This window comes from Pseudorhodoplanes sp. (assembly GCF_035565855.1).
GTDB lineage: Bacteria > Pseudomonadota > Alphaproteobacteria > Rhizobiales > Xanthobacteraceae > Pseudorhodoplanes.
On the sequence record NZ_DATMRX010000216.1, the window covers coordinates 1 to 12,965 of the forward strand.

At 62.1% G+C, this 12,965-nt stretch carries 13 protein-coding genes; 4 read left to right on the plus strand and 9 right to left on the minus strand.

Translation table 11 applies throughout. The features are described 5' to 3' along the window. Nucleotides 1-195: 195 nt before the first annotated feature. The 8 genes from VN004_RS12020 to VN004_RS12055 all read right to left on the minus strand — a co-directional run bounded on the left by VN004_RS12020 (nt 196) and on the right by VN004_RS12055 (nt 7,511). Nucleotides 196-729, minus strand: a complete 534-nt coding sequence (locus VN004_RS12020; RefSeq protein WP_325610270.1) for a MarR family winged helix-turn-helix transcriptional regulator — start codon at nt 727-729, stop codon at nt 196-198. Nucleotides 730-947: 218 nt separating this feature from the next. Further along, nucleotides 948-2,573: a thiamine pyrophosphate-dependent enzyme gene (locus VN004_RS12025; RefSeq protein ID WP_325610274.1), complete on the minus strand. Its 1,626-nt coding sequence runs from the start codon at nt 2,571-2,573 to the stop codon at nt 948-950. A gap of 429 nt (nt 2,574-3,002) precedes the next feature. Next, nucleotides 3,003-4,064: an NrtA/SsuA/CpmA family ABC transporter substrate-binding protein gene (locus VN004_RS12030; protein WP_325610277.1), complete on the minus strand. Its 1,062-nt coding sequence runs from the start codon at nt 4,062-4,064 to the stop codon at nt 3,003-3,005. A gap of 4 nt (nt 4,065-4,068) precedes the next feature. Next, complete coding sequence (locus VN004_RS12035) at nt 4,069-4,392, minus strand: hypothetical protein (RefSeq protein ID WP_325610279.1); 324 nt, start codon at nt 4,390-4,392, stop codon at nt 4,069-4,071. Between the two features lie 2 nt (nt 4,393-4,394). Further along, nucleotides 4,395-5,153 (minus strand): ABC transporter ATP-binding protein, encoded by a 759-nt coding sequence (locus VN004_RS12040; RefSeq protein WP_325610281.1) that lies wholly within the window; start codon nt 5,151-5,153, stop codon nt 4,395-4,397. Further along, nucleotides 5,150-5,959: an ABC transporter permease gene (locus tag VN004_RS12045; protein ID WP_325610283.1), complete on the minus strand. Its 810-nt coding sequence runs from the start codon at nt 5,957-5,959 to the stop codon at nt 5,150-5,152. The genes VN004_RS12040 and VN004_RS12045 overlap by 4 nt, the downstream gene beginning before the upstream one ends. Continuing rightward, nucleotides 5,956-6,732, minus strand: a complete 777-nt coding sequence (locus tag VN004_RS12050) for an ABC transporter permease (protein ID WP_325610285.1) — start codon at nt 6,730-6,732, stop codon at nt 5,956-5,958. The genes VN004_RS12045 and VN004_RS12050 overlap by 4 nt, the downstream gene beginning before the upstream one ends. Continuing rightward, nucleotides 6,729-7,511, minus strand: coding sequence for a FadR/GntR family transcriptional regulator (locus VN004_RS12055; protein WP_325610287.1), 783 nt, complete (start codon nt 7,509-7,511; stop codon nt 6,729-6,731). Before VN004_RS12055 ends, VN004_RS12050 begins: the two co-directional genes overlap by 4 nt. Before the next feature lie 153 nt (nt 7,512-7,664). Here VN004_RS12055 and VN004_RS12060 point away from each other — a divergent pair, with 153 nt between their 5' ends. Further along, nucleotides 7,665-8,792 carry an iron-containing alcohol dehydrogenase gene (locus VN004_RS12060; RefSeq protein ID WP_325610289.1) on the plus strand — a complete coding sequence of 376 codons (1,128 nt, stop codon included), beginning with the start codon at nt 7,665-7,667 and terminating at the stop codon, nt 8,790-8,792. 278 nt (nt 8,793-9,070) lie between these two features. Continuing rightward, the gene (locus VN004_RS12065; protein ID WP_325610291.1) at nt 9,071-9,541 is read left to right on the plus strand and encodes a DUF3237 domain-containing protein; all 471 of its coding nucleotides are present in this window, start codon (nt 9,071-9,073) and stop codon (nt 9,539-9,541) included. Here VN004_RS12065 and VN004_RS12070 read toward each other — a convergent pair. Further along, entirely contained in the window at nt 9,538-10,911 is a 1,374-nt protein-coding gene (locus VN004_RS12070; RefSeq protein ID WP_325610294.1) for an MmgE/PrpD family protein, read from the minus strand. The genes VN004_RS12065 and VN004_RS12070 overlap by 4 nt on opposite strands. Nucleotides 10,912-11,031: 120 nt before the next feature. On the opposite strand from VN004_RS12070, the gene VN004_RS12075 reads away from it, so the two are divergent. Both VN004_RS12075 and VN004_RS12080 read left to right on the plus strand, forming a co-directional pair. Beyond that, complete coding sequence (locus tag VN004_RS12075) at nt 11,032-12,597, plus strand: long-chain-fatty-acid--CoA ligase (RefSeq protein WP_325610296.1); 1,566 nt, start codon at nt 11,032-11,034, stop codon at nt 12,595-12,597. A gap of 67 nt (nt 12,598-12,664) precedes the next feature. Further along, a partial coding sequence (locus VN004_RS12080) for an NAD(P)-binding domain-containing protein (RefSeq protein WP_325610298.1) occupies nt 12,665-12,965 on the plus strand: 301 nt, incomplete at its 3' end.

Below are 12,965 nucleotides of genomic sequence, written 5' to 3' on the forward strand. Positions count from 1 at the left end.
CGCGCAGGACCGCCTGCATCATTTGCTTCATGAGCTCGGGGCTCAGAGCGTTTCGCTTGTCCGGCCTGTTCAATCCGATCAGCGCGATCTCTCCGCGCAATTCATATGTGACGAGATCATCACCGTTCACTTGAGTTCTCCCATCCGGCCTCGCGCCAGACAGGCGCGCCACATGTCCGTGTAATTGTTGATGAATCAACTATCTCTGTCAAGCGCACGTTTGTGCCTGGACGAAGACGATGCCTCGCTCGCCTTTCTGTCATGGAAATCAAGGAGCTTATCCAGCGCGGAATGCAAATTCTTCAATTCGGTCTGGCTCAAGCAGGACGCAACCTGAACCTGCACCGCCTCACGCAGGGGCAGCACCTTGTCGTGCAGCGCTTTTCCCTTTGTGGTGATCATCAATCCAACGCTTCTGCGGTCGTTCTCGTCGGGAACACGGCGGATCAAACCGCGGTCGTCTAGCCGCTGAAGCGCCCGGCTGATTTCGGCCCGATCCACGAAAAGCCGCTGCCGCAGACGGCTCGCCGTCGCAGGCGAGCTCGTATAAAGCAGGGAGAGGACACGCCAATCCGCCAAGGTCAGACCGAATTTTTCCGCGAGCTGAGGCGCGTATTGCCGGTCGAAGATCTTGCGCAGCCGTCCGATCTTGTAGGTCAGAAACACCTCTGTGACGGGACCGGGCTCGGTCGCGCGTCTTCGCTCATTTCCCGCTTTCACTTTACGCATTGCCTTGATGCTCTTGATCGCGTTGCAGTCAGCGTGTCCTGACCACATCATTATTTGCGCCGATCAATTTCCTCAAGGGCGGCCTTGCGCGCTGTCACGCCGCCACGCGCAAATAGCTTGAGCGCCACGGGTCCTTGCAGCCCATTTTCGCTGTTGCGCGTCCTTTCGGACGCGCATGGGTCCTGTCGTCGCAGAACAACACTATGAGACGAAAGTCTCTAGCCGCGTTTTGGCTCCGGGTGGATGAACGTCCAGGGGCTCGCTTCTTCACCACGGCCCACCACGATCTCAATCAGGAACGGCGCGTCCTGTGCCAGCGCATATTCAAGAGGCGCTCGCAGCTCAGACGGCGATGTCACCCGTCTCGCCTCGACGCCAAAGGACTCCGCCAGTTTGACGAAATCCGGATTGTGCAATTCGGCGCCGACGACGCGGCCACGGAAGCGCGTCTGCTGATCGCGCAGCACATTCGCGTAGGAGCCGTTATTGATGACAATGACCACGCAGTTGATCTTGTACTGCACGGCTGTCGCCAGTTCCTGGACGGCGAACATGAATCCGCCGTCGCCACAGACCGAAACCACCGGCTTGTCGGGCCTGGCGACCTTGACGCCAAGCGCCGTGCCGAGTCCGCTGCCGAGCGTCCCCTGATATCCCGAGGTAATGTAGGTGCGTGGGTGATACACGGGAAATCCGAACCACGAGGCGAAGCCGACCTGAGAGAGATCGTCCACGAAGATGCCGTCGTCGGGCAGCACGTCACGAATGACCTGAAGATAACCGATCTGCGGCTGCACGCTCTCAATCTCGCGGGCCGCTTTTTCCTTCGCCATGCGAATGAGTTCGCGCCGCCGCGAAGACTGAACGCCGCGCTTGCGCATCGCCTCTGTCAAGGCGGCTGTCGCAACGACCGAGTCCGCAACGATCGACACGTCGGATGGGTAACGGCGCATTTCCGCGGGGTCGATGTCTATCCGGATCGTCTTTAGATTCTTTGGCCTTTGCTTCCAGCGCCACTCGACGAGCTCCAATCGCGTGCCGATTGCAATGACGAGATCGGTGTCGGGCCACAGGTGAAAGCCCGATGCGATGTTGAGCGAAAGATCATGCGCTTCGGTGACGACGCCACGTCCGTTACGCAGCGCGACCACCGGCGCATCCAGCATTTCTGCAAGCTCGAGAACGTGGGCGCCGGCGTCGACCGCCCCTCCTCCGACCATGATCATCGGCGCGCGCGCGTCCTTGATCATGGAGACGGCCTGATCGATGCGCTGCGGATCGAGCGGGGGTTGCGGCAGATCCGGCAAAGGCCCGACCGGGCTGACTTCGGCGACCTCGGAGAATTGCTCCCAGAACATTTCCAGAGCGGCGGGTCCGGGCCGCCCGGAGCGCATCTGCTGAAAAGCCTGGGCCACGAGGCTCGGCGCCGCCGCCGGGTGTTCTATGCGCTCGGCCCACTTCGTGATCTGGCGCAGGGTGGCCAATTGATCGCGCATCTCGTGCAGATGCCCGCGACCTCGTCCAAAAAAGGCGCTCGGCACTTGCCCGGTCAGGCACAGCACCGGCGCATTGCAACCATAGGCGGTCAGGAGCGCCGCAGATGCATTGAGCATTCCAGGGCCCGGAACCACGGCATAGACGCCCGGACGCCCGCTGGCGCGGGCATAACCAAGCGCCATATAGGCGCAACCCTGCTCATGCCGCGCTCCGATCACCCGCACGTCATACTCATGGAGCGCGTCGAAGAGACCGTAAATCTGCGCGCCCGGCAGACCGAACACCACCTCAGTCCCATTGAGAATCAGTTCGGAGACAATGGCCTGCCCCCCGGTCATCTGCGGCATCGAAAACGGCTCCTGGATTATTCGGAAGAGACGAGCGGTGCCTTGGGCTCGCTCACTCGCGGGGATGCGATGCTAAATACAATGATGTGAATCGTCCAACGCTTAGTAATCACCGGCAATGATGCGTGCAAATGACTCCCTCGCCCGCACAGCGTGGGACGGGCACGCCGACCGGGCACCTCGGAGAACTGCCCACCTCGGAGCGTGATCTGCCGATGTAATGGGCGTGGCGCCAAGGATGTGTCGGGCAACACGCACCGAAGCCTGAAGGATCACATCCGCCCGGCGTGAGAAACCCAAATCAATGACAATAAATCAATGACGATAAGGTCAATACGCGTCTCAACCGGATTTGCGACGCGGTTGCCGAGTAAGACGCGAAATAGAATTGCCGCGCACCCCTTCTACAGGATGCGCGGCAAGCGAGGCTCAGGGCTTGAACGCGAAGCCCGGCTTGATCGCCACGTCCGCCGGGATGGCCGGCAGATCGGAGAACAGCTCCGGATACGTGGTCATCACATTGAGGATGAACTTCGGCTCGATGTGCTTATTCACATCGAACACGGTCTTGATCACGCCGAGGCGTTGCAGCGTATCCTGCGCCTTCCATAGCGCACGATAGTTGTGAGCGGAAATCCGGCGGTCCACCTGCTGGACGTTGTACTGCATCGCGGTCTCGGCAACGTCGAGCTTGAGGCCGGGAATCCAGCGTGTGCCAATGGCAGCAGCCTGCTTGGGATTCTTGCGCATCCACTGGTCGGCTTCCGACACCGCCGCGAGGAATTTCTCGATCGTCGGCCCGTTTTTCTCAACCCACGGCCGCAACGCAATGTTGAAGCCGAGATAGGAGATGACATCGCCTCCGCGAATCACCTCGATCGCGCCCGGTACGTCCTTCATGGCGATCACCGGTGCCGGGTCCCAGGACACAAACGCATCCACGCCCTTGGTCAGCAGCGCCACGCTCATCTCCGGAGGGGGCGTGTTGATCAGCGTCACATCGGTCGGCGCGAGCCCGGCCTTCTCGAGCAAGCCGAGGATGTAGAGATGGTTGATCGTGCCGAACGAGGTCGCGATCTTCTTGCCCTTGAGGCTCTTGAGGTCGCCCTTGACGATGCCGGAATCCTTGCCGGCGATCAGCGCGAGCGTCGCGTCGGAGCCGAGCTTGGTGGCATTGCCGCTGAAATTGCCGAAGAACACCAGATCCATGCCACGCAGAATGGCGCCGATGGCCGGAACACCCGCCTGCACCATGTCGGTTTCGCCGGCCTGCAACGCATTGAGTGCGTCGATGCCGGTGGCGTAGGGACGCGCGATCGTCACATCGAGCCCGTATTTCTCGAAGAAGCCGCGCTCGACCGCAATTGGCAATGCCAGCATGTCGACGGCATTCACCATGCCGACCTTGAGTTTTATGGGATCCTTCGTCTGTGCCAGTGCAAGGGACGGCAGCAGCAACAAGGCGCAGAGTTGCAACATAATTCGTCGCATTCAATCATCCTCCTGGTTGAAGCGGCTCGACGCGCGTGACCCAGTAAGGGCGGGCGACGCTTGTCAGGTCCGCTCGTTTCACTCCCCTAAGTTCAACGGCATTTTCTTGTGTCCCAGAGACCCTGCCGTAGGTCTGGAACATTTGGACGTGAAATCGCTCCGGTGGAAACGGAAGGGTGACGACGACGTTCACCCTCTCCGGAGCGCCGGCAAAGTTTGCAAGCTTGTATGGCGCGGCGATGGTCAGCCAAAGCTGCCAAGCGACGTAGCAGCCCATGACCGCCAGCAGGATGAGCGCCTTTCGCGATCTGAGCGCATCGCGCAGCATGGTCAGGCCGATCGCACGAGTTGGAGAACCCGGCCCGTCAGTTCCTTGAACCGTGCGTCATCGTTCAGCGCCTCCCACGAGCGCGGCCGGGGCAAGTCGACGTCAATCTCTTCGAGCACGCGTCCCTTGGACAGCGCGACCACCCGGTCGGCGAGAAAGACCGCTTCCGCAACATCATGGGTGATGAAAAGGACGGTCGGGCGCTTCTCTTGCCAGATGCGCGTCAGTTCCTCCTGCAGCGTCATGCGCGTTTGAGCGTCGACGCTGGCGAACGGCTCGTCCATCAGCAGCACGTCCGGCTCGTTCGCCAGCGCGCGAACCACGCCGACGCGCTGCTGCATGCCACCCGACAGCTCCGCGGGATAGCGCCCTGCGGCCTCGGTCAGCTTGGCGAGCGCCAGATATTCATGCGCGATCTTCTCGCGCTGGACTTTGCCGACACCGCGCATCTTCGGGCCAAAGGCGACGTTCTCCAGCACGGTCCGCCATGGGAACAATGCGAAGGATTGAAACACCACGCCGCGATCGGGTCCCGGCCCATTCACCGGCCGTCCATCGATCAGGATCTCGCCGCCCGTGTGCGGAATGAAACCCGCGATCATGTTGAGGATCGTGGTCTTGCCGCAGCCCGACGGTCCCACGATGGAGACGAATTCGCCCTGCTGCACATTCAGCGATACATTATGCACGGCAGTCACATTGGTGCCGGCATAGATGTCGAAATATGTCTTCGACAGATTGCGGATGACCAGATTCTTCACCGCGTCACCAGCCCCCAACGTTGTCCGGTGGCTCGCTCGATCGGTGCGAGGATCCAGCCGTCGACGATGTACCAGAGAATGCCAAGGATGATCATGCCGAGCAGAATCTCAACGACCGACCCGGCGCGTCGCGCGTCGAACATGAGAAAGCCGATGCCGCTGGTGCCGACGATGATCTCGGTCGCGATCAGCGCGCGCCAGCCATAGCCAAGCCCGTTGCGCAAACCCGTAATGATGTTGGGGAGCGCGCCCGGCAACACGACTTCCCACAGGAGGCGGGCGCGCGATGCACCGAGGCTGAGCGCAGCGCGATGCATGTTGATGGGGATCGAACGCACGCCCAGAACGGTATTGAGAACGACCGGGAAGATCACCGTGTAGACGATGATGACCGTCATGGTCGTCAGGCCGTATCCGAACCAGATGACCAGGATTGGCAGCCACGCGATGTCGCCGATCGCCTGGAAGAACAGGAGCGGCGGCCAAAGCGCCGTATGCGCTCGCGGGCTGAGGCCGACCAGGATGCCGAGCGGGATGCCGAGCGCGATGCCCCAGAACGCGCCGACGGCGAGGCGCACCATGCTGTCCTGGAGATATTCCGGCAGGACGCCCGTATAGACGAGGTTGCCGAACGAGCGCGCCACTTCCACCGGTCCCGGCAGGAAGACGCTCGGAAATATCTGCAGCGCGGTGACGATCCACCAGGTTGCGATCAGGGGAATGAACGGCGCGATGGAGCCGATCGACGGCCAACGCGCCGTCAGGCGCACGTAATGACCCCATATCCTGAGCAGAAATGATTTCATGCCGGCTGCACCATGCCCCATCGTTCGATGGTGGCGCGCTCGATCGGTGCGAGGATCAGCCGATCGAGCAGCAGCCACAGCACACCGATCACGATCATGCCGAGCACGATCACTTCGGTCTTGTAGAAGTCCCGCGCCACGAACAGCATGTAACCAAGGCCGACATTGGTGGCGATCATCTCGGCGGCAATGAGGCCGCGCCAGGCGAAGCCAAGCCCGGTCCGCACGCCGGTGACGATGTTGGGAAGCGCGCCCGGCAGCAGCACTTCGGTCAGCATCGCCCATGGCCCCGCACCGAGCGATGCGGCCGCATTGCGCACGTGCAGAGGAATGGTCGATACGCCAAGCAGGGTGTTGTACGTGACGATGAAGAACACGGCATTGAAGATCACGAAGGTGATGGCGCCAAAGCCGTAGCCGAACCACAGCGTCGCAATGGGGATCCACGCGATGCCAGCCAGCACCGAGAAAAACCTGAACGGCGGCGTCAGGAAGCTCGAGACGACCGGACTGACGCCCATGGCGACGCCCAGGGGAATCGCGACCAATAGCGCGAGCACCGTACCGACGAGAACGCGCAGCAGGCTCGCGCCGATATGCTGAATCAGGGTGCCGTCCTGTGTGCCCTCGATGCCGGCCTGCACCACGGAGGTCAGGTGAGGAAACAGGCGAGGGTTAACGTTGAAATACGGGATCAGAACCGCCCAGAGGACAATCATCACTGCAAAAGGTGCGCAGAACCAGAGCGCTGAAGAGAGCGAGTGCCGCTTCATTGCGCTTGCCTCGCATTGCGAGGGCGGCTCGGGCGGCGATCCCGGTGATTGGCACCGACTTTTCGACGCGACAATTTGGTCTGGGTGTAGCCGAGCACCTGCTCCATGGCGCGGCGGGCTTTTTGGGCGTCCCCTTCCTCGATCGCACGAGCGGTGGCCGCATGGTTCGGGAGATTTTCCTCGAACCAGCCATCGACGCTGTCGACGGCGACAACGAATACCGTGCTCAGAATCGTGTCGATCGCGCTTCGAAAGCCTTGCAATACCGGATTGTGCGTGGCGTCCAGAATCGCGAGGTGAAATGCCTTGTCCGCGGCGGTTCGCGTGTCCTGATTGTCAGCAGCCTGCATCGCTTCAAGGGCTGCATTGATCCGCTGGCGATCCTGCTTCGTGGCGCGCGTCGCGGCAAGCGCGGCCGCGGCCGGCTCAATGATCAGGCGGACTTCCTGCACCGCCAGCAGCAATTCGCGATCGGGTTTGTCGGGACCGACAAGCCAATTCAGCACGTCTCGATCGAGCAGGCTCCAATCGCGCCGTGGCAGAACCTTGGTGCCATGACGCGGCCGGACGCTGACCAAGCCTTTTCCAGACAGCGTTTTGATCGCCTCACGAACAACACCACGGCCAACACCGAAGCGGATTTCGAGATCATGTTCGGATGGAAGGACCGCGCCGGCTGGAATGGTTTCCTGGGCAATCTCGCGGCCAAGTGTCGTCAGCACCGCGTGAATACGGCCTGGCTTCAAACGCTTTTCGGATTTGGCGCGTTTGGTACGCATGGATCCGTCTCGCTCCCGGCCGTCGGCTCTGATGGCTGACTGGCACAGCAAGCCTAACACCGGTCCTGTTGCCTGCGCAATCATCCGATGTTAAACATACGATGAATAATAAGATCATTGCGATGCACAATGTTGGTCGCAAGGGGAGGAACCATGGCGACCATCGGTTACCTGACAACGACACTCTTCGATTTCGGCGCCATCAAGAGTCTTCCGACTGAGATGGAAGCGCTTGGCATTCGTCGGCCGTTGCTCGTCACCGACACTGGCGTACAAAATGCCGGCATCGCAGATAAGGTGCTGAACCATCTCGACCTCAACACTGTCGTGACATTTGCTAACACGCCGCCGAATCCGACAGAGGAAGCGGTGCGCGAAGGCGCCACAGCTTATCGCGACGGCGGCTGCGACGGCGTCATTGCGCTGGGCGGCGGTTCGCCGATTGATCTTGCCAAGGGCGTTGCGCTGGCAGTCACTCATGAAGGACCGCTCGAGCATTATGCGGCGATCCATGGCGGCGTTGGCAGGATCACGGCGAAGGTCGCCCCTGTGATCGCAATTCCAACGACAGCAGGAACAGGCAGCGAGGTCGGACGCGGTGCGTTGCTGAATCTGACCAACGGCTCAAAGCTTGCGTTGATCAGTCCCCATCTGTTTCCGAAACGGGCGATCTGCGATCCTGAACTTACGCTGGGACTGCCGCCGTTATTGACGGCTGCGACCGGCATCGATGCGCTTACTCACTGCATCGAGACGTATCTTTCGCCGCTGGTCAATCCGCCCGCAGAAGCGATCGCGCTCGATGGCGCCCGGCGCGTATGGCGCTTTATCGAGCGCGCGGTGAAGGACGGCGCCGATCGTGAGGCGCGCTGGGAAATGATGATGGCGGCGCTGGAAGGTGGACTCACGTTCCAGAAGGGGCTCGGCGCGGTGCATTCGCTCTCTCACGCGGCGGGCGCGTTGCGCGCGCCGACGCTGCATCATGGCATGCTGAACGGCGTCCTGCTTCCTCACGTCCTGCGCTTCAACGATGGCTATGTGGGCGAAAAATACGCTGTCCTGCTGGATCTGTTCTCGCTGGACAAAGACGCTGATCTCGCCGGGGCCGTGGAAGGATTGCTGAAGAGACTGAATCTGCCGGTGACCCTCGGTGAGATGGGCTTCCGGCAGGAACACATCGCCGGGACGGTGACGCGCGCAATGGCAGACCATTCCAACGCCACCACGCCGCGCCGGCCCTCTGCCGAAGATTTCGAGACGCTGCTGCGCGCCGCGCTTTAGCTCCCCCCGGCGCGCACTTCCGCGACATCTCGTTTCGCGCCGAACAAATTCGGAAGCACTTCCGTTGCTGCGCAGCGAGCGCGCAACCTCAGCGGCGAGTTCGCGCTGCTGCAATGCCATCTTTCGCCCAGTCCACACCGAAGGCCTCGCACGCAAAGCGGGGGCGTTGACATCGCGCTATTTCGATTAGCAGAATGGCATTCCAAAATCGGGCTTGAAACGGTCCGGGCTCGCGACGGCGCTTTGCCGGGCGAAGACAACAATGGGAGGAAAAAACCATGGCGCCGGTGACGCCCAGGCTCGAATTTGTATTCCGGATCAAGATGATGCTCGGTATCCGGCAGAAGTTCGGTCCGTTGCCGCAGGGCAGCATCCGCGGCTTCGTGTCCGCTGCCGGCGGCACGGTGGAAGGCCCGCGACTCAACGGGCGCGTGGTGCCGAACAGCGGCGGCGATTGGGCGCTGTATCGCGGGGATTACACCGTCGGCTTCGATGCCCGTTACATGCTGGAAGCCGACGACGGCACGCCGATCTACATGATGAATCGCGGCTTCCGCCATGCGCCGCCCGACGTCGCAGCGCGCCAGGAGGCGCTGGAGCCGGTCGATCCATCGGAATACTACATGCGCATCGCACCCACCTTCGAAACCCCGGTGGGCAAACATGACTGGCTGACCCGAACCATCATCGTCGGATCGGCGGAGCGGCACGCCGATCATTCGATCTTCGATTATTACGCGGTGCTTTAGGCGAACAATTCACGCAAATCGGCCACCGTCTCGATCTGATCGAAGCGCCGGGCGACCTCGCTCGCGAAGGCCGCATCCATCGGGTGCCGTGCGACCGCGAGGCAATTCTCGAACTTGCGCCGCATCGCGTTGTCATCCATCGGATTGTTCGGATGTCCGAGCGGGTCGATGACCTCGCGTGTTGCGCTGCTCGCGTCGTCGAATGTCAGCGTCAGCGCGCCACGCGTGGACTGATCCGAAATCCAGGCTGGATTGATTTCGTGCCGGACCTTGTCCGCCAGTGCATGCAGATTCGGATCCGCCAGTCTCTCATCCGAGAAGTCCTGCAGCGTCACATCGCCTCGACCGAGCGCCACCGCGACCGTGAACGGAATGGAGAATTTCGCGTCGATGGCCGTTTTCGGCCGGCGCTTCTGCTCTGCCGGCTCACACAACACCGCAAAGAACGGACTGACCGTGACATCGATCCGCTTGACCCGACCGATGTCGGCCTTCCGCTCGCGGACAAGCGAAAGCGCCGCCTCGACAAAGGCATGCGTGCCACGGCAGGACGGCCACGGCTTGAAGCTCACCTTGCTGCCTTCGTAGTCTTCACCAAGTCCATGCAGCATGCGCGAAGCGCCGAACCTGCCGCGCGCGAAGTTCGCATAAAGGCCGCCCGGCCCTTCGATCGGACGATCGAAAGCTTGCAATCCGCGCTGCGCCAGCAACGCAGCCGTCACGCCGGCGCGGGCGCTGAAGCCATCGCGCACAGCACGCAGGTGCGATGGGGGATAAGCGACCAAGGCGTCGCTGAACACCGCCTGACACGATGCAAGTGCGAAGCTCTGCACGATCTCGGGTTCGGACAGCTTGAGGAGGCGCGCGGCCGCCGCCGCCGCCCCATAGGCGCTCAGCATGGGGATGAAATAGAAGCCGCGTTTCTCCGCGCTTTCGGTGAGACCCAGCGCGAGCCGGCACGAGAGATCGGCGCCGATCGCCACCGCATCGAGAAATTCCCGCCCGCTCACCCCGCCGACGAATTGCGCGATTGCGAGCGCGGCGGGCACGACAGCGGCATGCGGATGCACGAGCGTCGCATCATGCGTGTCCTCAAAGTCGAGCGCATGCGCCATCGCACCATTGGCGAAAGCCGCCATGATCGGCGACGTGCGGACATCATGGCCCAGCACGGCGCAGGGTCCGGCTTCGCCGCTCTCCTTCGCCAGCGCGACAAACGCGTCGCAACCGTCACCGAGACCGCTTGCGGCTGCCATGACGCCGATCGCATCGATCACGGCGCGTCGTGTCACCGTGCGCACGGCATCAGGCACGCTCGCCGAACGGACATGGCGAGCAAGGATCGCGGACACTTCTGGCACGGCATTCATGACGTTTCCTGACGCTCTACCGCTTATTGCACTGCGGTCTTCCGGCGTTTCTTGCGCGCAAAGTAGCAAGCCGATATTGTACCATCCAGTGATATGCCATTCCGATAAACGAAATAAGGCATGACGGGAGGAAGGCTTACCCAAGGACTGCGCCGCGCGGCGCAGGTCAAGCCTGCGGGCATCGCCGCGATTGACGGCGCGCATCGCTATTCCTGGAGCGAAGTTCACGCGCGCGTCGCCCGCGCTGCCCAGGTCTTGCGCAGCGGCGGCCTGTCGCAGGGCGGCCGGGTCGCCATCCTCGCGCTCAACAGCCACCGCTATTTCGAGATCTACTACGCGATCCCCTGGGCGGGCGGCGCGATCGTGCCGCTCAACACGCGTCTCGCGTTGCCGGAGATGCAATACATCCTCGAGGATTCCGGCGCCGAAATCCTGATCGTCGACGACAATTTCCTTGAGGTGGCGCGCGCCATTCGCGAGCGCGTGCCCGCGCTCCGCATGCTGCTGCATATTTCGGACAACCCGGCGCCCGACGGCTTCGTGGGCTACGAAGCGGCACTCGCAAAATCCGAACCGGCCGCCGACGCGGATCGTCACGGCAAGGACCTCGCCGGGATCTTTTATACCGGCGGCAGTACCGGAAAGGCGAAGGGGGTCATGCTGAGCCATGACAACCTCGTCACCAACGCGGTGAACGGCTGCTACATGATCGGCTACGACCCGAGCAGCGTTTATCTGCACGCGGCCCCGATGTGCTACCTCACCGACGGCATGTCGACGCTGTCGATCACCATGGCGGCGGGCACGCATGTCTTCATCCCGCGCTTTGAAGTCGAGACCTGCCTCAATGCGATGACCGAGCATCGCGTCACGAATATCGCGCTGGTGCCGACCATGATCGGCATGATCGTGAATTCGCCCGGCATCGAGAAACGCGACCTGTCGCATCTGCGGCAGTTCATGTTCGGCTCCTCGCCGATCACCGAAGGCACCCTGAAGCGGGCGGTGGAACTCTGGCCGAACATGAAATTCCTGCACGGCTGGGGCATGACGGAGCTTTCCCCGATCGGCAGCATGTTGCCGCACCACCTGCGCCTGCCGCAGGTTGCCGGCGACCGGCTGAAATCCTGCGGCGTTGCGCCGCCAAACGTCGAGGTCATCATTGCCGACGAGGACGGGCGGGAAGTGCCTCGCGGGACGATCGGCGAAATCCTGGTGCGCGGCCCGATCGTGATGCAAGGCTACTGGAACAAGCCCGAGGAAACCGCAAAGGCCTTGCGCGGCGGCTGGCTGCATACCGGCGACGCCGCGATCATGGACGAGGAAGGCCTGATCTATATCGTCGACCGGCTGAAGGACATGATCATCAGCGGTGGCGAGAATATCTATTCCACCGAAGTCGAGAATGCGATTTCAGTGATGCCGGAGGTCGCCGAGGTTTCGGTCATCGGCATTCCGGATCCGAAATGGGGCGAAGCGGTTCATGCCATCGTGGTGCCGCGCAATGGCTCCGCGCTGACACCGGAAGCGGTACAGACGCATTGCCGCAACCTGATTGCGGGATACAAATGCCCGCGCAGCGTCGAGCTTCGCAGTGAGCCCCTGCCCGTCTCCGCGGCCGGCAAGATCCAGAAGAACGTGTTGCGCGAGCCCTATTGGCGCGAGAAGGACAAGCGGGTGAACTGAGCGCATCGTCAGTCAATGCCGCGGGTCAAAAACGACGCAAGCCGCGGCCGGAACATGGGAGGTCACGATGTCCGATAGCCAAATCGCGCCGCCCGCCCGCGTCGGCTTTTTCGGCCTGGGCGCCATGGGCTGCGGCATGGCAGTCAATCTGGTGAAAGCCGGTTTCACCGTATCCGCGTACGATCCGTCGGCGGAAGCGCGCGCAAACTTCGAGAGCCGCAGCGGCGCGAAAGCCGTTTCTACCGCGCGTGAAGCCTGCGAGAACCAGGGCGCCATCGTGACGATGCTGGGCGATGGCAAGGTGGTGCGCGCCGCCCTGTTCGGCGGGGACGCCCCCATCGCGGCGGCGAAAGAAGGCACGCTGGTGA

Coding starts and splice junctions, on each gene's coding strand:
- VN004_RS12020 (WP_325610270.1), bottom strand. CDS start 729: ATGCGTAAAGTGAAAGCGGGAAATGAGCGAAGACGCGCGACCGAGCCC.
- VN004_RS12025 (WP_325610274.1), bottom strand. CDS start 2,573: ATGCCGCAGATGACCGGGGGGCAGGCCATTGTCTCCGAACTGATTCTC.
- VN004_RS12030 (WP_325610277.1), bottom strand. CDS start 4,064: ATGCGACGAATTATGTTGCAACTCTGCGCCTTGTTGCTGCTGCCGTCC.
- VN004_RS12035 (WP_325610279.1), bottom strand. CDS start 4,392: ATGCTGCGCGATGCGCTCAGATCGCGAAAGGCGCTCATCCTGCTGGCG.
- VN004_RS12045 (WP_325610283.1), bottom strand. CDS start 5,959: ATGAAATCATTTCTGCTCAGGATATGGGGTCATTACGTGCGCCTGACG.
- VN004_RS12050 (WP_325610285.1), bottom strand. CDS start 6,732: ATGAAGCGGCACTCGCTCTCTTCAGCGCTCTGGTTCTGCGCACCTTTT.
- VN004_RS12055 (WP_325610287.1), bottom strand. CDS start 7,511: ATGCGTACCAAACGCGCCAAATCCGAAAAGCGTTTGAAGCCAGGCCGT.
- VN004_RS12060 (WP_325610289.1), top strand. CDS start 7,665: ATGGCGACCATCGGTTACCTGACAACGACACTCTTCGATTTCGGCGCC.
- VN004_RS12065 (WP_325610291.1), top strand. CDS start 9,071: ATGGCGCCGGTGACGCCCAGGCTCGAATTTGTATTCCGGATCAAGATG.
- VN004_RS12070 (WP_325610294.1), bottom strand. CDS start 10,911: ATGAATGCCGTGCCAGAAGTGTCCGCGATCCTTGCTCGCCATGTCCGT.
- VN004_RS12075 (WP_325610296.1), top strand. CDS start 11,032: ATGACGGGAGGAAGGCTTACCCAAGGACTGCGCCGCGCGGCGCAGGTC.